This window comes from Campylobacter sp. RM6914 (assembly GCF_004803835.1).
GTDB classification, from domain to species: Bacteria; Campylobacterota; Campylobacteria; order Campylobacterales; family Campylobacteraceae; genus Campylobacter_A; species Campylobacter_A californiensis.
Genome location: NZ_CP012545.1, coordinates 1,714,104 through 1,733,576 on the forward strand (window position 1 = coordinate 1,714,104; position 19,473 = coordinate 1,733,576).

General features: G+C 37.6%; 14 protein-coding genes and 1 CRISPR repeat array. All 14 genes read right to left on the minus strand.

Annotated features, from left to right (window positions below):
* Positions 1–449: 449 nt before the first annotated feature.
* Positions 450–4,899: a CRISPR direct-repeat array (repeat unit 30 nt; unit sequence GTTTCAAAAGCCAACGGCTTAAATTTTAAC).
* Between the two features lie 136 nt (positions 4,900–5,035).
* The 14 genes from cas1 to CCAL_RS09010 all read right to left on the minus strand — a co-directional run bounded on the left by cas1 (position 5,036) and on the right by CCAL_RS09010 (position 19,420).
* Positions 5,036–6,034: a CRISPR-associated endonuclease Cas1 gene (gene cas1, locus CCAL_RS08945; protein ID WP_170016348.1), complete on the minus strand. Its 999-nt coding sequence runs from the start codon at positions 6,032–6,034 to the stop codon at positions 5,036–5,038.
* A 9-nt stretch (positions 6,035–6,043) separates the two neighbouring features.
* Positions 6,044–6,322, minus strand: coding sequence for a CRISPR-associated endonuclease Cas2 (gene cas2, locus CCAL_RS08950; protein WP_170016346.1), 279 nt, complete (start codon positions 6,320–6,322; stop codon positions 6,044–6,046).
* An 8-nt stretch (positions 6,323–6,330) separates the two neighbouring features.
* Complete coding sequence (gene cas4 / locus CCAL_RS08955; RefSeq protein WP_169938582.1) at positions 6,331–6,828, minus strand: CRISPR-associated protein Cas4; 498 nt, start codon at positions 6,826–6,828, stop codon at positions 6,331–6,333.
* On the minus strand, positions 6,828–9,032 hold the full coding sequence (gene cas3, locus CCAL_RS08960) for a CRISPR-associated helicase Cas3' (protein ID WP_228026738.1): 2,205 nt from the start codon (positions 9,030–9,032) through the stop codon (positions 6,828–6,830). Before cas3 ends, cas4 begins: the two co-directional genes overlap by 1 nt.
* Entirely contained in the window at positions 9,007–9,717 is a 711-nt protein-coding gene (cas5, locus tag CCAL_RS08965; RefSeq protein ID WP_170000363.1) for a CRISPR-associated protein Cas5, read from the minus strand. The genes cas3 and cas5 overlap by 26 nt, the downstream gene beginning before the upstream one ends.
* Complete coding sequence (gene cas7b / locus CCAL_RS08970) at positions 9,718–10,638, minus strand: type I-B CRISPR-associated protein Cas7/Csh2 (protein WP_170016344.1); 921 nt, start codon at positions 10,636–10,638, stop codon at positions 9,718–9,720.
* Positions 10,639–12,402 (minus strand): TM1802 family CRISPR-associated protein, encoded by a 1,764-nt coding sequence (locus CCAL_RS08975; protein WP_170016342.1) that lies wholly within the window; start codon positions 12,400–12,402, stop codon positions 10,639–10,641.
* A gap of 387 nt (positions 12,403–12,789) precedes the next feature.
* Positions 12,790–13,482 carry a CRISPR-associated endoribonuclease Cas6 gene (locus tag CCAL_RS08980; protein WP_170016341.1) on the minus strand — a complete coding sequence of 231 codons (693 nt, stop codon included), beginning with the start codon at positions 13,480–13,482 and terminating at the stop codon, positions 12,790–12,792.
* Positions 13,463–14,890 (minus strand): DNA recombination protein RmuC, encoded by a 1,428-nt coding sequence (gene rmuC, locus CCAL_RS08985; RefSeq protein WP_170016339.1) that lies wholly within the window; start codon positions 14,888–14,890, stop codon positions 13,463–13,465. Before rmuC ends, CCAL_RS08980 begins: the two co-directional genes overlap by 20 nt.
* A 49-nt stretch (positions 14,891–14,939) precedes the next feature.
* Positions 14,940–15,623, minus strand: a complete 684-nt coding sequence (locus CCAL_RS08990; RefSeq protein WP_170016337.1) for a response regulator transcription factor — start codon at positions 15,621–15,623, stop codon at positions 14,940–14,942.
* On the minus strand, positions 15,620–17,281 hold the full coding sequence (locus tag CCAL_RS08995; protein WP_170016335.1) for a sensor histidine kinase: 1,662 nt from the start codon (positions 17,279–17,281) through the stop codon (positions 15,620–15,622). Before CCAL_RS08995 ends, CCAL_RS08990 begins: the two co-directional genes overlap by 4 nt.
* Positions 17,282–17,314: 33 nt before the next feature.
* Positions 17,315–17,950 (minus strand): protein-disulfide oxidoreductase DsbI, encoded by a 636-nt coding sequence (dsbI, locus tag CCAL_RS09000; RefSeq protein WP_170016333.1) that lies wholly within the window; start codon positions 17,948–17,950, stop codon positions 17,315–17,317.
* Between the two features lie 9 nt (positions 17,951–17,959).
* Complete coding sequence (locus tag CCAL_RS09005; protein WP_170016331.1) at positions 17,960–18,604, minus strand: thiol:disulfide interchange protein DsbA/DsbL; 645 nt, start codon at positions 18,602–18,604, stop codon at positions 17,960–17,962.
* A 150-nt stretch (positions 18,605–18,754) separates the two neighbouring features.
* A complete protein-coding gene (locus CCAL_RS09010) occupies positions 18,755–19,420 on the minus strand; it encodes a thiol:disulfide interchange protein DsbA/DsbL (RefSeq protein WP_170016329.1) in 666 nt (221 codons plus the stop codon).
* Positions 19,421–19,473: the final 53 nt, after the last annotated feature.

Consider the following 19,473-nt stretch of genomic DNA (forward strand, 5'->3'; position numbering starts at 1 on the left):
TCCCGGCCACTTACTTCAATACAACAAACAGCATAATACTATAATTACTTCCTTGCAACAAAAAACACACCATTTTATATATTTAGCTAACATTTTGGTTAAATTACCATAACTTAAAAGATAAGCATTTAAGTAATTGTCTCAACTGTCATGCGTTTTTGTGTGCAGCTCATGTTTTAGCTACAGCTCTCCGGGATTTATTTGTCATTCTTTGTCTTTATGCCACATTATCACCCACTAGAGCCACCATAACAGTCATGCAACTTTATTAAGATACAAAAGAGCGGGCACAACTAACTATTAATAACTTTTTTATGCTCATCTTACACAATAAGGCAAATTAAGGCTTCGTATCTATCAAGCATAACTTTGAGTTGTTTTACATCTTGCATTTTCTTTCTCCTTTACGTTTAAAATAAATTCCAGCCTTGCCTGTCTTCATTCATTTCAATTCAAAAACCAATGGCTTAAATTTTAACCCTAGTAGGCTATCCAACCAATCCGCCCACCATTGCAATTTCAAAAGCCAACGGCTTAAATTTTAACAGGGAAAAATGTTTTACCAGTTCCAGGTATGCCAACGTTTCAAAAGCCAACGGCTTAAATTTTAACCCTACGTTGTAAACACTCATCACTCTTTTATAGTCTAGTTTCAAAAGCCAACGGCTTAAATTTTAACGCAGCCTTAGCAAACAAAAATACAAAGATGAATATCGTTTCAAAAGCCAACGGCTTAAATTTTAACCCTCGGTTTTTGTCCTGTTTTTCACAACGCCGCGCGAGTTTCAAAAGCCAACGGCTTAAATTTTAACAAAAAGCATATCTGAAGAAACAATGGTTGGCGAATAGTTTCAAAAGCCAACGGCTTAAATTTTAACGAAATTTTAAGTGTTGAGCTACTTGTGTCGTAGCGTTTCAAAAGCCAACGGCTTAAATTTTAACTCCGTCAAGGCGAATATCCCTTGAAAGCATAGGAGTTTCAAAAGCCAACGGCTTAAATTTTAACATTGCCGTTTTGATTTTGTGGATCGCCTAACATTTCGTTTCAAAAGCCAACGGCTTAAATTTTAACCAAATCATCTAAAACATATTTTTCACCAAATGATTGTTTCAAAAGCCAACGGCTTAAATTTTAACTTATTCGGTTTTGCTACTGGTGCAAACTATTGGACGGTTTCAAAAGCCAACGGCTTAAATTTTAACGCGAAGCCAAAGGCTGGGGAGTATGGGTTGGAGCTCGTTTCAAAAGCCAACGGCTTAAATTTTAACACTTTGAGGATTTGGGACATCTTGAAGCGAGTGAGTGTTTCAAAAGCCAACGGCTTAAATTTTAACGCGTATATCGCGCAAATGCTTGATCCGTATTTAGCGTTTCAAAAGCCAACGGCTTAAATTTTAACCGCCTACGACGATGACGTAAGCGATGAATTTCTAAACGTTTCAAAAGCCAACGGCTTAAATTTTAACCAACTACCGGTTAGCGCAGATGTTCTTATTGAAACAGTTTCAAAAGCCAACGGCTTAAATTTTAACTTTTTAGCTCTTCCCATTTTTGCGGCAACCATATTTGTTTCAAAAGCCAACGGCTTAAATTTTAACTCGGCGAGCAGCTAGCAGGGCTTGATCTAGGCGTGAGTTTCAAAAGCCAACGGCTTAAATTTTAACATTGCCGTTTTGATTTTGTGGATCGCCTAACATTTCGTTTCAAAAGCCAACGGCTTAAATTTTAACCGTGGCGGCACTGCGTTTTCATCGGGTTTATTTGTAGTTTCAAAAGCCAACGGCTTAAATTTTAACTGTGATATACGAGTTGTATGCTCACCGCCACTATTGTTTCAAAAGCCAACGGCTTAAATTTTAACGCAAAGCAAAGCCATTGAGCGCGAGATAAACGAGCGTTTCAAAAGCCAACGGCTTAAATTTTAACTTGTAGGCTAGGTATTGGTCCCACAAGATAGGGTCGTTTCAAAAGCCAACGGCTTAAATTTTAACGCAGCGAAAACGAATACGAGGTTTACACATGGCTTTGTTTCAAAAGCCAACGGCTTAAATTTTAACCTACTACCAATTCTCTCTCTTTGCTGGAATTTTCTAGTTTCAAAAGCCAACGGCTTAAATTTTAACTCCTTATATTTGATGAAGTGCCACGCTCTGCACGAAGTTTCAAAAGCCAACGGCTTAAATTTTAACTCTAGGCGGTTTGCTCCGCCTCATTACAAAATCAAAGTTTCAAAAGCCAACGGCTTAAATTTTAACCTTTCAAGTCCGATGTCGTATTCGTCATTGATGGTAGTTTCAAAAGCCAACGGCTTAAATTTTAACACAGAGCCCGATCGCCTAGTGCGAATGCTAGGGGTAAGTTTCAAAAGCCAACGGCTTAAATTTTAACCTTATTGCCGTAGGTTTTGATTTTAGGTGGTTTTCATGTTTCAAAAGCCAACGGCTTAAATTTTAACACTATCCGCGAGAGAAAAACGGCGAACCGCTAAGCGTTTCAAAAGCCAACGGCTTAAATTTTAACGACTGGGTCGCGGCTGCAAACGAAAAAAAATAAAATAGTTTCAAAAGCCAACGGCTTAAATTTTAACCATCACTGGGTAAGAAAAACATAGCATTACCGCCGAGTTTCAAAAGCCAACGGCTTAAATTTTAACGTTCTCGCTCACCCTTTTATTGTTCTCATCCACAAAAGTTTCAAAAGCCAACGGCTTAAATTTTAACTAAACGGCTACAAATCTCAAATCAAACAGCATAAGTTTCAAAAGCCAACGGCTTAAATTTTAACCACGCTCCACTTGCGGTTACATATTTGACAAACCGGAGTTTCAAAAGCCAACGGCTTAAATTTTAACGTATGCCTCTCTTGAAGTTTGTGCGATCATTTATGTTCCGTTTCAAAAGCCAACGGCTTAAATTTTAACCTACTCCAAAATGCGGCGCAACGCATTTTTTAAGCTCCAGTTTCAAAAGCCAACGGCTTAAATTTTAACAGTTACCACCATGTGCAGTTGTGTTTGCCTTAGATGCAGTTTCAAAAGCCAACGGCTTAAATTTTAACCAGATGCTTAACCCAACTCTCACTGTAATACTTGAGGTTTCAAAAGCCAACGGCTTAAATTTTAACATCGATTTGCGCCGAAAAGCAAATTAATCCCGATCTTAGTTTCAAAAGCCAACGGCTTAAATTTTAACCGCTAATGCAGGCTCGAAAGAAGAACTGGACGCAAGTTTCAAAAGCCAACGGCTTAAATTTTAACTTATGCCGCTTAGCTCATCGCCGTTTAGCGTATCTTGTTTCAAAAGCCAACGGCTTAAATTTTAACCCAAAGGCTCTCCACTGCGCTGTATCTCATAAAGGTTTCAAAAGCCAACGGCTTAAATTTTAACCTAAATAGTTTTTGCGGATCGCTTTTTCAACTTCGCTTAAAGTTTCAAAAGCCAACGGCTTAAATTTTAACCGGTGCAAACTCAGATTATTCTTAGCGTTTTTACGTTTCAAAAGCCAACGGCTTAAATTTTAACCGATCAGCCCTGAAATTTATTTTGTGGATGAGAGGTTTCAAAAGCCAACGGCTTAAATTTTAACAGATTTGCAGATTTCTTTTAGTGTTGAAAAAACAAGTTTCAAAAGCCAACGGCTTAAATTTTAACATAGCCGACGCCTTTTGTGAGATCAAGTTTAGCGAGTTTCAAAAGCCAACGGCTTAAATTTTAACGTGAGTGCGGTTTTGACGCACAAGGGACTTGAAATTTGTTTCAAAAGCCAACGGCTTAAATTTTAACTATTGCTCCCACAAAGCTGGGTCAAGAAAATGAGGGTTTCAAAAGCCAACGGCTTAAATTTTAACGCCGAGAATTCAAAATAGCTCCTGATATTGTATCTGACTTGTTTCAAAAGCCAACGGCTTAAATTTTAACTATCCCCCAGTTCATGTGAAAAGTCAAAAAAGACAGTTTCAAAAGCCAACGGCTTAAATTTTAACGTTGCGCCTTGCTTTCAAAGTCGCCCTCTACCGCTTCGTTTCAAAAGCCAACGGCTTAAATTTTAACTCAACAAGGAAGTATAAAAGCGTTTATCAAAATAGTTTCAAAAGCCAACGGCTTAAATTTTAACAGAGATAGCTCCGCTGTATGGGCTGGGGTTTAGGTGTTTCAAAAGCCAACGGCTTAAATTTTAACTCGAGAAAATCGCATTTGACAATAAAATTTCACTCTGTTTCAAAAGCCAACGGCTTAAATTTTAACCCATCGTTGGCTCTGCCAGCTGCGGAGTACCAGAGCGTTTCAAAAGCCAACGGCTTAAATTTTAACAAGAACAGCTAGGCGTAGCTTAAAATTTAAAGGAGTTTCAAAAGCCAACGGCTTAAATTTTAACGTCATATTGTCCGTTAAAATTGCTTAAAACCATAGTTTCAAAAGCCAACGGCTTAAATTTTAACTCCTTGATAGCCGTCAATAGACAGCATCAGTCCTTGTTTCAAAAGCCAACGGCTTAAATTTTAACAAAGAATACGCGGTACGTTTGCTCCGTTTGTCTTGGTTTCAAAAGCCAACGGCTTAAATTTTAACCGAGTTTTAGCCTCTGGCAGGCGGCTGCTTGGGTGCGTTTCAAAAGCCAACGGCTTAAATTTTAACTTTTAGCCCGCTTGCGCTTACGCCCTCGCTAGCGTGAGTTTCAAAAGCCAACGGCTTAAATTTTAACCAAATCTAGGCAAGAGCTTGCCGCTTTTGTCTTTGTTTCAAAAGCCAACGGCTTAAATTTTAACGCGAAGACGGCAGCGGGTATCTGCCCTATGTAGTGAGTTTCAAAAGCCAACGGCTTAAATTTTAACTCTCATCGCTCATTTTCGTCCTTCTCGCACATAAAGCGTTTCAAAAGCCAACGGCTTAAATTTTAACAGCACCAAAACACACATTTTAGGGCTGTTTGCAAGATAAAGTCTATATCTATTTACCTTATAAAAGGCTAAATTTTACTCACATCAAACAGCCAAGTGCCCAAAATATCGGGTCATCATAAAGCTTAAAACAAGCTTTATCTCCATACAAACCCCTCATAAGGCGCGTCCTCACAAATACACTTTTTAAGCCTATTGGCTTCTCGGCGGATCACCTGCCTCCACGTGAGCTTTTGCCCCGCTATTTCTACTTGCTCGGTGAGCTTGCCGATTATCTTTATCTCGATCTTTTGCACGGCTTCGTTGCTAAATTTGATCCGTCCGGCGTTCGTCTCAAAGTCCTTTGCCGTGATCTCACGACGATTTAGCATTGTAAAGATCAGCGTATCGCCCAAAATCGGCTTAAAAATCTCAGCAATATCAAGATGCAAGCTAAGCGCACGGTAGTTTGGCTCGTGTAAAAAGCCGATCCTTGGATCTAGCTCGGTCTTATAAATCTCACTTAGACAGACATTATAAATGCGTGTATTTATGTAGCTTATGAAGCTGTTTATCTTGTCTGCGGGCGGGCGCTTGGAACGCACTGTAAATTTAAAGCTCTTTTGATCGGTGATTATCTCGTTCCATTTTTCGTAATACAGCTTTTGAAAAGCACCTTCGGCTGCCATTATCTGCGCTATCGTTGTTGCTCCCTCAAGTGCTGCGATATGCGGACTTATGTCAAAGCTCACGCCGTGTTTTTTACAGTTCATCGCATCGTTTAGGATATGTGCCCTAGTTATCTCACGTGCGATATATAGGCGCTTTACGCTATCGTCAAAGGCACGAAGCTGCTGCAAGAGCACAAAACCGCTTTTATTTACGGAGTTTGACGTGTTTGGGAAAAAGTTACCACGAAAGCTGCCGTAAGGGCTAAAAAAGTGCAAAAGCACGTTATTGTCAGCCAAAAATGCAAGCGTATAGCTGTCTATCTCAACTCTGGCTAAAATATAGACCTCATCAATGGCGTTAATAGGCAAAATTTTAGTCGCACATACGCTCAAATCCTCGTCAAATTTATCAAAATACAGGTTGTTATCCCGCCGCCTAAGTCGCCCGGGGCTAAGTATAAAGTGTGTTCTGTCGTTCTTTTGCATTTGTCCGCCTTAGCTAAATAGTGAGCCGTTTTTGTCCTGTCCGATGACTAGGCGCTCGGAGTATTTGAGCGAGTTAAACGTGTAAATCACGATGGAGTCAAGCTCCTTGTCGCACTCCTTTTGAAGTGTCGCCGTGAGCCTTTTAAAGTCACTTTGTCTTATCTCGCCCTCAAAGACCGAAAACTGCACGCGCGGCAGATACTTCTCCACCGCTTTTCTTATGCGGTTTGCATTATTTTTCTCTTTTTGCTCGGATCCTGCAATATCATAAAAAAGTATCACATACATCTTGCCTCTTATATACAATAGTTTCTATAAGCACAGTTGTCGCATATCTTTTTGTGCTCAAATTTAGGCGGCACGGGCATGTTGGCGAGCTCCTCTATCTCGCCTAGTATTTGCTCTAAAATGGCAAAATTCTCATCGCTATCCTCCACGAGCACTACTTTTTTACCGCTTATTATCTTGCCTTTTACCTCTTTTAAATTTAAACCTGTTTTTAAAAGATAGATATAAAAAAGTAGCTGCATTTTAGCGGCATATTCGTTTTTTAGGCTCTTTTTGTATTCGGTTACGACGTAGTGTCCGCGCTCTTTTGAAAGCTTGTCAAATTTCAAATTTGCAAAGGCAAACTCTTGTAAATTTTGCTCTTTTATATCCGCCATCGCCTTGCCAAATGCGACGTTTTCATCCTCTTGATCAGCGTGGATATGATGGGCGTATAGCCACGCTTCACGCTTGCAAGTGGCGTAGTAGTTCACAAGCGTTCCGGTGATCTGTTCTTTGTTAAACATTAGGTAAAAGCCTCGTTTAATGCGTCCAAGTTCACATCTTTTTTAAGACCAAAAGAGTCATTATACATAGTATCGCCAAAGGGTAGATAATAGACATCTTTAAGCCCCAAAATAGGCTTCAATGTTAAATTTTGACTATCTTTGATAGACACATTTACACCAAATTTTGAAATTTTCTTTATCGTATTTTTTAGCATATCTTTGGCTTTGAATTTATCCATATTTTCATTTTGCCTGATAGCTAAAATTTCACTCTCAAACTCCTTTGCAAAACCGGTCTTAGGCTCTATAACCACAAGCACTTTATACTCATCATTCATTACCTCATCGATCACTTTATTTATGTCAAAAAACACTAGCTCCTTCATCTCTTTATGCAGCAAATAGCCCTCAAGGTGTGTGCTGATATCTGCAAAAAATTGATTTATAATCTCTAAAATTTCCTCTTCTTCAATACACTTTTGCAAAAGAGTTTTTTGCAAGATATTATCACTTATAAGTTTCACATCGCCGTAAATCGGGTCTGAGTACCCACAAATATCCTCAAACACATAAAGTGTGCCTTGAGTGCCAAAATTTCTGTTTATCCGTCCTGCGGTTTGCACGATAGAGCTTATCGGCGAGATCTCTCTAAACCCAACATCAAAGTCAAGATCAACACCAGCTTCTATCGACTGCGTAGAGATCAAAAGCACGGGTTTTTCGCCCGCGGTTTTATTTAAATTTATAGCCTCTTTGACGCTTTTTATCGTATCTTGTTTGTGCTTATCGTACATATATCCGTTGAGGCAAAAACAGCAAAAACCGTCTCTAAACCTTAAAAACAGCTCCTGAGCTTTACGTATAGTATTTACAACTACGAGCGTGTTTTTCTCACTTGCGCTTTGGCTGATTTGCTCTATCAAATTCTCTTCATTTTGCTCTATATCAAGCCACTTTAACACATATCTATTTTGGTTTTTAAAATACTTTAAATTTGAAATTTCTCTAAAATTTTCACTATGCATGATAGGCATAGTCGCCGACATAAATATAAAAACGGTGTCAAATTTCTTAGATATTATCTCGCAAAGCTTGATAAAATCAGCTCTAAATTTATAAGGTATCGCTTGAGCCTCATCTATGATAACGACGCTATTTTTTAGCTGGTTAAATTTGACATTATCCCTGTTTTTATTACCAAAAATGGCAAAAATCAGCTGGTAAAGTGTCGTTACATTGATATTTGCGCTAAAACTTTCCATTAGAAATTTTATCTTGGAGTATCTATCTTCAGGCGTGTTTTCATCTATGACAGTTTTATGGTGTGCTTTATAGATCAAAACATCGTCGTTATCTTTATAAATTTCGCTTATCACATCGTGAGTTTGGTCGATTATGGAGGTAAATGGCAAGGCGTATATAATGCGCTCTTTGTTAAATTTAAGAGCGAAATTTAACGCTGTCAAAGTCTTGCCGTAACCGGTTGGCGCGGTAAGCGTAAAAAGCTTGTGGTTTATATCAAAATTTGACATCACAAACTCTCTAAATTCGCTTCTTTTTTTGTTTGGCTTTGCACTTTCTAGCTGCGACATATATAGATCAAATTCTTGCGTCTTTATAGGAGCTAAACCGCTCTGTTTTTCACTAAAAATGGCTTCAAATTTATCAGCATAGATAAGAGATGAATAAAGTCTTTTAAACTCTATAAAGTTGTTATAGTCAAATTTGTTTTTCAACCTAAGCGTATGCATATATAGCTCTTTGGCTCGCTCTAAAAGCTTAGTTTTATCGGTTTTTATCTCGGAGTAAATCTCTAAATTTTTAGCATTTTTAGCAACTTCATCCCAAAATTTCAGCTCATTTGATAGCTCAAAATATCTGCCAAAGTTTTTGTTTGAGCTTATTAGCTCGTTAAAATTTTCGACGTCGCCGTGGTGAGATACGATGGATAAAAAGCCAAAAGCTGTCTCTAGCTCGCTTGCAACTGAGTTTAAGAGAAAAAAATACGCCGAGAGCAAGGAGTGATTTTTATAAAGTCCGTTTTCGCTCTCACCTCTGATATACTTTTGAAAGTCGTTTTTTAGCTTTGCAATATCGTGAAATAGCTTTATTTGCTTGCATATTTCATCGCTCTCGCAGCTTATCATATTTGCGATATGAGTTGTAAAAAGCTTATCAGGATGCGATAAAAACTCGCTAAACAAAATAGACTCGCTCCCCATTTATCTCATAGATATTGCCCCTATTTTTCGCTCGAACCCGACTTTCACCGCCGACTTTAATAACAAAGTTGTTAAAGTCCTTAAAAATTCTCCCCTCTTCACACGCGCAAGCCATCCTTGCGGTGGTGAGCTTGATGTTTTGATTTTGCGTGTCAAATATGAAGTCATCAAGCAAAACAATGGTATCTACATCGCTTTTGTCTTCTTGTGCCAGCGAGCAACTTTTTATATCTATCCAGCTAAAATCAGCTATGCAAAAATTTATCCCTAAATACGGCGTAAACACGCTTTTATGTTCTTTTAAATTTTTAATAATCGCGCTTTGATAACACTCTTCTAAATGCTCTAAATTTAAAAATATCGTATATGCGGGACTAATGATAAGCTCTCTATAAAACTGCTTTTTCTCACTTGCATCTTGATAGCCCTCTTTTATGTGCATACTTGATGAAAGAGCGAATTTTATACCGTTAAAAACAAAGCTTTTCTTAGAAATTTGCCTATCAATCTTGACGCTATACTTTATATCGTTTAGCTTGTAATACTCTCTTTCGCCGATGATCGCACCCAAAAGCCCCATTATGGAAGTTTTGGGTGGCACAGGATAGGTAAGGCTCGAGTATATCGTGGCTGGGTGTGAAAAGTGAGCGTAATCGCCCGTTAGCTTAAAGGCAACGATATTCATTTATAGCCCTATTTTTTGCCAGCTTTCGCCAAATCCTGCTTTATTGTTTTTCTCAAAGTCAAAGTCGCTTACATATTCGATTTTCTCGATATTTTGAGCGTATCTTTGAAGCTTTGCATTTAAATTTGAAAAGTCGATAGTGTAGTCGTTTATGTTTCTTATAGCCTCGTCACTCTTAGCGCTTTTTAACGATATGCTATTGTTTAGATCCCCGGCAAATGTATCGTCTTTATATGTTATTATCAGCATAAATCTAGGCGTTTGACCCATTTTTGAGCGTGTTATTAGATTTTTCGTTCCGTTCCAAAGTGCGGATAAAATTTCCCTTGCATCATCTTCGCTGAAATTTGTATTTTTAGCGTTATTGTTATCAAAAATTCCGTAAGTCGCAAACATCGCGTAGCTTAAAAAGTCCTCTTCTCTAAAAGTTTTTGCGCCCTTGTCGTTACCACTAGCAAAGGCTCCCGTGCCTTTGATGTGTTGTGTTTGCACCCTGTGAAGCGACCTGCTCATCCTAAACTGAACCGCACCGGTAAATTGCACTCCGGCAGTTTTTATATCCTTATCTTTTTTCATCTCATCTTTATCAGAGATTGGTAAAACTCCGCCAAATGCGCGAATATCAATAAATTTAGACAGTATATCCCTTTCTATTTGCGCCTTTTCTTGCTTTATGTTTATGACCTCTCTTACGGCGGATTTACAGTCTAGGATGTTTTCGCCGCTCCTATACTCTTTGACAAAGATAATGCTCTCGTCCTTTTTCATAATCTCATCGCGAATAGTCCGCTTTATACGCACGTCCGTAACCTCAGCGATATTTGTCTCGTCATCTATCCTAGGAGCATTTTCTCTTAACATATCGCCGTTTGGGTTAAAATTCTCTCCATCCCACAAAAACAGTATCTCTTTCTTTTTCATCTATTCTCCTTTTTTCTCATCTTTTATAAATTTATTATAGTCATTTCCGCCCATAGCAAATGCAAGCGTAATGTGCGAGCTTTTAACCACATCTTTTGATAAAAACACACCTGGCAATATCTCCTCGGCTAGCTCCATAGTCTGATTTATGCTTAAATTTGGATGCTTTGATATATTTTCTAGCTTGCCCTTTGTTGCATAGCATTTCGTCCAAATTCTCTCAAGCGAATCCTTTGTTATAGCGCCATTATTGTTTAACCATCTAGCAAAAGATGCACTTTCGCTAACGGCGTATTGCCACTTCATAAGAGCAGACGACAGCATACCTAGCAAATATGCCCCTTGCAAAACGCTATCGTTGTTTATAAATTCGCTACCTTGTATAAGTGAGCGGATAAGCTCCTTTTTGTCCTTTAAATTTTGCAAATCACACTCCTTTTGCAATGTAAGTTTTTTATTTAAAATATCTATCTCGTTAAATAGCTCTTGGTATTTAGAGATACTTTCTATGCTTCTTTGCGGATAGTAACCGTTAAAATACTTCCCCCAATCAATAGCAAAACGATACTTCTTATTGATATTTCCATAGTATATCAGCTCAGCATACCTTTGTATCATAGTGTCTAAATCAACCTTGTTTTGAGACAGCAAAAATTTCATAATTTCAAGACTATTTTCAAAAAGATTTTGCAGATATATAGCCTCGTCGTTATCCTTTATATCTTTGCGTTTAAAAGCCTTTATGTTACGACTTCCCATAGCGTTTGAAATTTTAGAGATATAAGACGGCAAGACATCATCTATCTGGAGCAAAACATCAATCGCCGCATTATTTTTAGCATAGAATAAAATCGTGTTTAAAACAGGCAGATCTTTCTCTCTTTTTGCCACATATTCTAGCGCGACATCTATGGCTATCTCCTCAGCTTGTGCGAGCTCCTCGACATCATTTTTCTTAGCCTCTTTTAATATCTGTATGATCTCTTTAAATAGGCTTTGATCATTTGAGAGCAGTGTCGGCAATATCGCCATTTTAACACCATAAAAATTATGCGAAAGCTCCTTGTCAGTGGCTAAAAATCCGATCCTAATTCTATTTGCACTTGACTCATTTAGCGGTAGAAACTTTGATTTTACGCTCTTTAAATTTTCAGGCAGTTCATTTACGGAGCAAAAGGCTAAATTTGCGTCCGCTCCTACGCCTTTTTTGTTGGTTAAGATGTCATATCCGTAAATTTTACTAACCTCTTTTTTATCTATATGCTTATCAAAAATCTCTTTAAAATACGATGATATTGGCTTTTCGTTATAGGACAAACAAAAGAATGTGGCTACTTTTTTATCCTTTGCCTTATGCTCGTCAAGTGCTTTAATATTGGTTATTATATCGTCAAAAAAGCCCTCGTTAAGCTCGCTTGATCTCTTTAAAATTTCATTGTTTTCTATATCGCTTGGAGAAAAATAAGACATTAAGTTTTTAACAGACTTTAAAACACCTTTTATAAATTTTGCTTCGTCTTTACTAACATCTTTTGAGATAAATTGATAGTTGGGGAAAAGATTGCCAGAGTTTGCCCCTATGCCAAATCTAGTGATGATTAACTCATCTTTGGGGATATTAGTGCTTGGAATTATATTTTTTGTATCTATATCACACAGGTAGCACTTTATTTCGTCATATTCATAGGCTCTATTTTTAATACGCTTCTCATCTTCCTCATAAACTGACCCGATATCAGAAAATATTTTGATAATGTCACCCAAGATACAATCCTTGACTTATGTGTTTTGAAATTATACCAAATATTTATGGATAAAATAATATAAAAATATTGCAGATGCAACAAAACCAAATGTTATACTAAACCTTGCAACACTCCGTTTGCTAATGCTGTCTTTATCAAGAACCTGCTTTTGATAAACCAACTCGACTTTAGCCATAAATTTATAGATATTTTTCATAATAATCCTTTTTTATGGCGTATTATATATTTTATCTGACATTTTGTCAAGTTACATTATCTTAGTATTAAAATATATTAAGTCATGCAATTACTTTGTTTTAATTTTTTTTTACTATAATACATTTAAAGAACAAGGCTATCCCTATGGGATTTTAAACCATTATCTTAGCATTTAATATGCCTTGTTCTAATCATCTTTTGCAACCTCTAAAAATCCGACACCAAAGCTCATACATCCGCTTCCCACGCCCGTATCAAGCATCAAATTTATCATCTCACTACTAGCTCTTACCTCCCAAACCGCCGGCCAAGCACGCACAGGCATCTTGTTATTACCATAATAAAAATAAAGCGGACTTTCTAAATTTTGCCACTTTAAATTTAACTCAAATTCTCCCTCGTATTCTCGTCCACAAAGCGTCTCAAACCGCTCTAGCGCATTTTTCTTCATCATCTCAAGGTGTCTGGAATCTTGCGGTTCAAGATAGACTTTATGCCCCAAAAGCCCCTTTAAAGCGCACACCACGTTTCCTTTTAGCAAAACCGTAGCTAAATCCGCCCCATCAACTCTGTGTCGCTGCAAGGACACTGTGCTACCAGTTAGATGAATTTCACCCAAATTTAGCCCGTTTTTTAATACAGCCATAGCGATAAGCTCTTCAAATTTTGGCTCAAAAGCAGTAAATCGCACGCGCAAATCTGCCCCTTTTAGTCTATAGTCAAAATTTGTTTTCTTAAAAATTTTCCCGGTTTTTTCATGCTTATATCCGACGTGCTGTGAAGCCGGCAAATGATGATATATAAAGCCTTGTATGAGTTCGGGCAAGATTTTGGATATTTTTAAATTTGTCGTAGGAAGCTTAGAGCCTATCACTACCATCATCGTCCTTTTTACTTAAATTTTCAAGTTTTGCGCTCTCTACTTCGATCTCTAGTTCGCCAACTTCTGGCATATTTTGCGTAGCTTTTTGAGAAAGCTGCCTAAAGCGCTGTGTTTTACCATAAAGTCCTTGTCTTCCGGCAAGTGATGTGACTACTTGGTTATACTGCCTAGTTGCGGTTGTAAGCGTTGCCCCAAGCTTGTTTAGATCCTGGGCTACGACGCAAATTTTATTATAAATTTCACCTGCACTAGCGGCTATTTGTATGGCTTCTTTGTTACCCTTTTCTATACGCCACAAATTTGCCACAGTGCGTAGTATCGGCATTAAAGTCGTATGAGATACAAGCACAACCTTTCGTTCGTAACCATATCCAAAAAGCTCTCTTTCGTATTTTAAAGCCTCGATATAAGCTGCCTCTATAGGCATAAACATCATGACAAAATCAGGACTCTCAAGCCCTTCTATCATGCTATAGTTTTTTTTACTAAGCTCGTCGATGTGTGACTTGACTGACTTTACATGCTCGCTAAGCGCGGTCTTCATCTCATTTTCATTTACCGCGCTCATAGCTACCTCGTAAGCCACAAGAGAGACCTTGCTATCAATGATGATATGTTTATTATCAGGTAGATACACAACAAAATCAGGCACCATCCTGGCCCCGCTTTCGCTTTTAAAGCTCTCTTGCGCGCGGTATTGTTCGTTTTTTACTAAACCGGCGGCTTGCAAGGTCGCTTCAAGCTGCATTTCGCCCCAGTTTCCCGCGATCTTATTGTTGCCCTTTAGTGCATTTGTAAGGTTACTAGCCTCACGGCTCATACCAAGTCCTATGTCAAGCACCTTTTTGAGTTCGTTTTCTAAATTTAGGCTATTTTGTTGAGTTTTATCGTGAATTTCATTTGTTCGTTTTTGAAAATTTTGTATCTGTTCTTTTAGGGGATTTAGAAGGAGTTCAAGTGATGTTTGGCTGTTTTTATTAAAATTTGCGCTCTTTTCTTCAAAAATTTTATTAGCTAGATTTTCAAATTCGGTGCTTAAATTTTTCTTTACTTGAACGAAATTCTCCTCTTTAGCGAGCTGAATTTTCTCACGCTCCTCAAGAGTGGTTTTTAGACTTGAAATTTGTGTTTTTAAATTTAAAATTTCATCTTCAAGCGCATCATTTTCTATGCTTTTTCGCTCTAACTTTTGGCTTAAATTCGCATTTATCTCTTTGCTTTCTTGCGCTCTTAAGGCTTCGTTTTCAAGCCTTACTTTTTGCTCGATACTTAAATTCTCAAACTCGTTTTTGCTAAATTTTAAACTCTCGATCGTCTTTTTATCGTTTAAAACTACACCGAGTAAAACAGCGCATATCACGCACAAAAAGAAGCTAACCGCATAAAAAATATAAATTTCGTTCATAAAATGCCTTTATTTAAATAAAAGCGATTTTATCAAAAGTATTGTAAATTTATCTCTGTGATGTCATCATGTATCCAAGCTCGGAAAGGTTTTTTATCTTTATGCCAAGCTCTTTTTTGATACGTAAAACGATATTTTGTATAGCGCTTTTGCTTACGTTTTCATCCTCGTAAACATACTCCGTGATCTTGTCGTAGGTTACGAGCGAATTTAGGTTATAAGCAAGTAACCAAAACAGCTTGTTTTGCAAAAATGTCAGATAAACTTCGTTGCCGCCTTTATAAATTTTCTCGCGTTCTAGATTTATGCTGATATCGTGACTTAGTTTGATCAGTTTATCTTGCGACTTTACGCTAAGACTCATTAACATCGAGCGTAAAATTTCAATATCTATGGGCTTTTTAAGAAACAGTGCGGCTCCCGCCTTTACGCTTTTAAGTAGGTTATTATCAGTGTCATACGAAGTAAAGATAATAAATTTTTGATGCGGTTTTGTCTTTAGTATCTCGTTCATCATCTCAAATCCATTCATCATAGGCATGTGAATGTCCGTTAAGATGACATCTGGGTTGTTTTTATTAAAAGACTCGAGCCCTTCATATCCGTCATTTGCGGTATAAACACTCATACAATACGGCTTTAAAGCGCTTTTTAAAAGCGTAAGCGCAACATTATCATCCTCAACGATTAGGATGGATATTTTTGATAGCGAGTCTAAAATTTCCTCTTTCATTTTTCACCTTTTAAATTTATATCAAAACTTAACTCAAACACGGTTGGATTTGCATCACTAACAAGTTTTAAGTCGCCGCCTATCTTTTCGTTTGCTAGCTTTTTACCAAAATAAAGCCCTATACCGTTACCGCTTTTTTTGGTTGTTTTTGGCATGGAAAATATCTTATCTCTCATCGCCTCACTAACACCCCAACCATGCTCGCTAACAGTTATAAAGCACTTAGTCTCATTACTTTTGATGTCTATTTCTATCTCTCTTTTGTTGATATTTTCAAATTTTTCAACCACGGCGTCTTTTGCGTTGTGAATGAGGATGAGTAAAATTTGCTGTATGATATTGTCTTTTTGTGTCACGATAACATCGCTTGAATTTACCAAAATCACCTTGACATTTACACGGCTAAGCTCCGTATGCATAAGCATGAGTAGGTTTTTCACGCTTTTGGCGACGCTAAATTTATTGATATTTTCGCTTGTTTTGTAAAAATTTCTAAAAATTTCGATCGTATCACTTAGAAGGCAGACTGAACTCTCGCCACCTTTTAGTATCTCATTAAGAGTTTGTTTGTCTAGATTTCTGTCTCTTTCAAGCATTTGAAGTGTCGTTATCATAAGCTTTAATGAATTTACAGGCTGGATGAATTGATGATTTATACCGCTTATAAGCTCCCCTGCTTCGCTCATTTTAGCCTTATGAGCAAGTAAAATTTCATACTCATCGTTTTTATCTTTTATCTTTTTATACATAAGGCTATGAAGTAAATTTGCTAAAAGTATAAGCACTAAAAATGAGATGAAAAACAACGCGGCGCTGTTTTGAAATATCGACAAAAGCTCGCTGACTTGGCGCTCATCGTAAGCACCCGCCCCTACAAACCAGTTTAGCGACGGAATTTCGGCAAGAGAGATGAAATTTGAGTTTATATTTATACCGGATAGATCCTCACCCGCTAAAAACATCTCTTTAAATCTACTTTGTATCTGCTCTTTTAAATTTATATCGCTCATTTGGGTTAAGACCTCGCCGCTGTGAGTTACGATAAAGTAGTAAGAATTTGGCGAAAGTTTTAAATTTCTTATGTTTTTAAAGATATTGCTTATCTTGACAACTCCACATAAAACGCCCACAAATTCGCCATTTTTATGGCTTGGTACACAGATATTTAAAACCTCGGTATTTAAAACAGTGTGGTTGGCGATGAAATTTATCGTGGGAGAATTTGTCTGCTTTGTTTCTACAAACCAAACCAGACTTGTTCTTTGTTTAAATTCAGTGTCATCGCCCGTGTATTTCTTACCGTTTACGAAAATATCGCCGTTATCTTTTAAAAACTGAACAGCGTCGAAGTTGTTGGAATTTTTATAGAAAGAATTTAGGATATTTGACAAGCGCTCGTTATCATCGGCAAGCTCTAAATTTTGCATAATAAGCGAGATAGTACTAAGGGCTTGTATCCTTTCGTGAAGCCATGTGTCAAAGCTTTTTACTATGTTTTGTGTAGTTGCGATCTTGTTTTTATCAGATAGGGATATCATCTGATCTTTTGTAGCTTGATATAAATTTACCCCCATAAACAAAACGGTAACGCTGGCAAATATGATAACAAGATAAATTTTAAAATCCGCACTCTTGCCAAATTTAAGAAACACGTTCATATTCGTCCTTTAGCAAGAGTATAGCAGATAAATTTAAAATTCTTTTTTAGCCTTAACGCGTGTTACGATAAAGCCTATGGCCATTAAAGCCAAAATGATCGCACAAAGTCCAAATCCCAAAAGCGTGCAGTCAGCCATACTTAGGAATTTTTTAGAAGGTATAAGATACCAACCATCGCTATAAAGCTCTACAAGATAGTTTTGTAGCGAACTTAAAATCACACCGTCAGGAACCATAGGGTTATCATAACCGCAATCACCAGTCGGTAAAAACCAGTCAGGCGCCCACTTCTCAAGTGGTAAGCCAAATAGATGGTTTGGCTCAGTCGAGCAACCTTGCACCCCAAAAGGATCGTCACTATGAACGGCGGCATGGATTTTTGCAAGCTTTACACTACATATAATGCCGTAAATAGAGCCTAAAAACGCAAACACATAGCCTAAAATTTTTAGGATCAAATTTTTAGGATCAATGGCGGCTAACACTCCGCCTATCGCCATACACAAAAACGCAACTCGTATATAAACGCACTGCTCGCAAGGGGGCATGTGTATATACTTTTGAAACAACGAGTGCGCCAACACAACCAAAAACACGCTCACAAACGCCATAAGAAGCCACGGAAAGCGACTATCTTGCCATTTGCCTATCTTTTCTATCAAATTCATTTTTTAGCCTTATTTAGCCATTAGCTCTTTTATAAGACCGGCCATGCCGTCTATAGATGTGATTTTGGCTGTGTAGATTAGGTATTTACCATCAACTACAAATGCAGGAACGCCTTGAATTTTAGCCACGTCATAACTCTCATCCCATTTACCAAGAAGCTCTACTACCTTTGGATCGTTTAAGCCGGCTTCAAATTCTGCCTGTGTTATGCCTGCCGCTTCAAGTCCCGTCTTTAAAAACGCTGCTTCATCTTTACCGTTACCCCATCTCTCTTTTTTATCATGATAAGCTTTGTAGTATGCCATCTTAGCCTTTTTAAACAAAGACTTCTCATCAAAGAAATCAACACTGTTTGTCATATCTTTTACAGCCAAAACCGCCAAAAGCTTGCTTGCAACTTCGCCGTATTCACCTTTAGTCTTTAGATGATAAGGAACGAATTTAAGCCCTTCGACCTTTTTTATAACAGCAGGTGTTACACTCTTGTCGTATTTGTAACAAAACGGGCAAGCATAGCTAAAAACCTTTGTAAGCGTGCCTTTTTCAACAGAAAGAGGCTTTTCAAGCTTGACATAATCAACACCCTCGGTAAAGGCATTTGCACTTAATGCACCCAGTATCGCAACCGCAGATAGAAGTTTTAGAAATTTCATTGTAATCTCCTTGATTTAAATTTAAAGCAATTATACAAGATGTTTTCGACAGAAAAATCACGCTAAGATTAAAATAAAATAAATTTTTTGATAATTTAAATATCCCATATAGGGAAATTTTAGATGCCAAGCGACATCTAAAATGTAAATTTACTTACTTTGAAGCTCCCTTATAAGCTTTTCAAGATCTTTTATAGAGGTTACGGCGGCAGCGTTTATAACGTATTTGCCATTTACTACAAACGCAGGAACGCCAAAAATTTTAGCAGCGTTATACCCCTCGTTCCAAAGTAAAAGCAAGGCCTGAGTTCTTGGCATGTTTAAGATCGCCTCATATTCGCTTAGGCTAACACCCGCGGCATCAAGTCCTGTTTTTATAAATGCAGCCTTGTCACGCCTACCGTCTTTACTCATCCACTGCTCGCCTTTTTCATGCACGGCTTTGTAGTATGCCATCTTAGCCTTTTTAAATGAAGAATTATCACTAAATATATCAACTCCATTCATTTGATCTTTGGTTAAAAGTGCAGCCAAAACACTACTTGCAGTCTCACCATAGCTACCTTTTGTGCCTAAATGAAACGGCATAAATTTCATATCTTCAAGCTCTTTAACTATCTTTGGCGTAACACTCTTATCAAATTTATAGCAATACTGACACGCATAACTAAAAACCTTTACTAGGGTATTTTCTCCAACATTTAACGGCTTTTCAAGCACGGCATAGTCTTTGCCTTCAGAAAATGCAGCTGCGTTTAATGCACCAAAAATCGCAACCACAGATAAAAGCTTGATAGCTTTAGATAATATTTTCATATTTTTACTCCTTAAATTTTCGCAAGATTATAGCAGGTAAATATAAACGGCTT

Bases quoted from the DNA above. Each gene is read 5' to 3' on its own strand.
- cas1 (WP_170016348.1), bottom strand. From the start codon at position 6,034: ATGCAAAAGAACGACAGAACACACTTTATACTTAGCCCCGGGCGACTT.
- CCAL_RS08990 (WP_170016337.1), bottom strand. From the start codon at position 15,623: ATGAAAGAGGAAATTTTAGACTCGCTATCAAAAATATCCATCCTAATC.
- cas3 (WP_228026738.1), bottom strand. From the start codon at position 9,032: ATGGGGAGCGAGTCTATTTTGTTTAGCGAGTTTTTATCGCATCCTGAT.
- CCAL_RS08995 (WP_170016335.1), bottom strand. From the start codon at position 17,281: ATGAACGTGTTTCTTAAATTTGGCAAGAGTGCGGATTTTAAAATTTAT.
- rmuC (WP_170016339.1), bottom strand. From the start codon at position 14,890: ATGAACGAAATTTATATTTTTTATGCGGTTAGCTTCTTTTTGTGCGTG.
- cas2 (WP_170016346.1), bottom strand. From the start codon at position 6,322: ATGTATGTGATACTTTTTTATGATATTGCAGGATCCGAGCAAAAAGAG.
- cas4 (WP_169938582.1), bottom strand. From the start codon at position 6,828: ATGTTTAACAAAGAACAGATCACCGGAACGCTTGTGAACTACTACGCC.
- CCAL_RS09010 (WP_170016329.1), bottom strand. From the start codon at position 19,420: ATGAAAATATTATCTAAAGCTATCAAGCTTTTATCTGTGGTTGCGATT.
- cas7b (WP_170016344.1), bottom strand. From the start codon at position 10,638: ATGAAAAAGAAAGAGATACTGTTTTTGTGGGATGGAGAGAATTTTAAC.
- CCAL_RS08980 (WP_170016341.1), bottom strand. From the start codon at position 13,482: ATGGTAGTGATAGGCTCTAAGCTTCCTACGACAAATTTAAAAATATCC.
- cas5 (WP_170000363.1), bottom strand. From the start codon at position 9,717: ATGAATATCGTTGCCTTTAAGCTAACGGGCGATTACGCTCACTTTTCA.
- CCAL_RS09005 (WP_170016331.1), bottom strand. From the start codon at position 18,604: ATGAAATTTCTAAAACTTCTATCTGCGGTTGCGATACTGGGTGCATTA.
- dsbI (WP_170016333.1), bottom strand. From the start codon at position 17,950: ATGAATTTGATAGAAAAGATAGGCAAATGGCAAGATAGTCGCTTTCCG.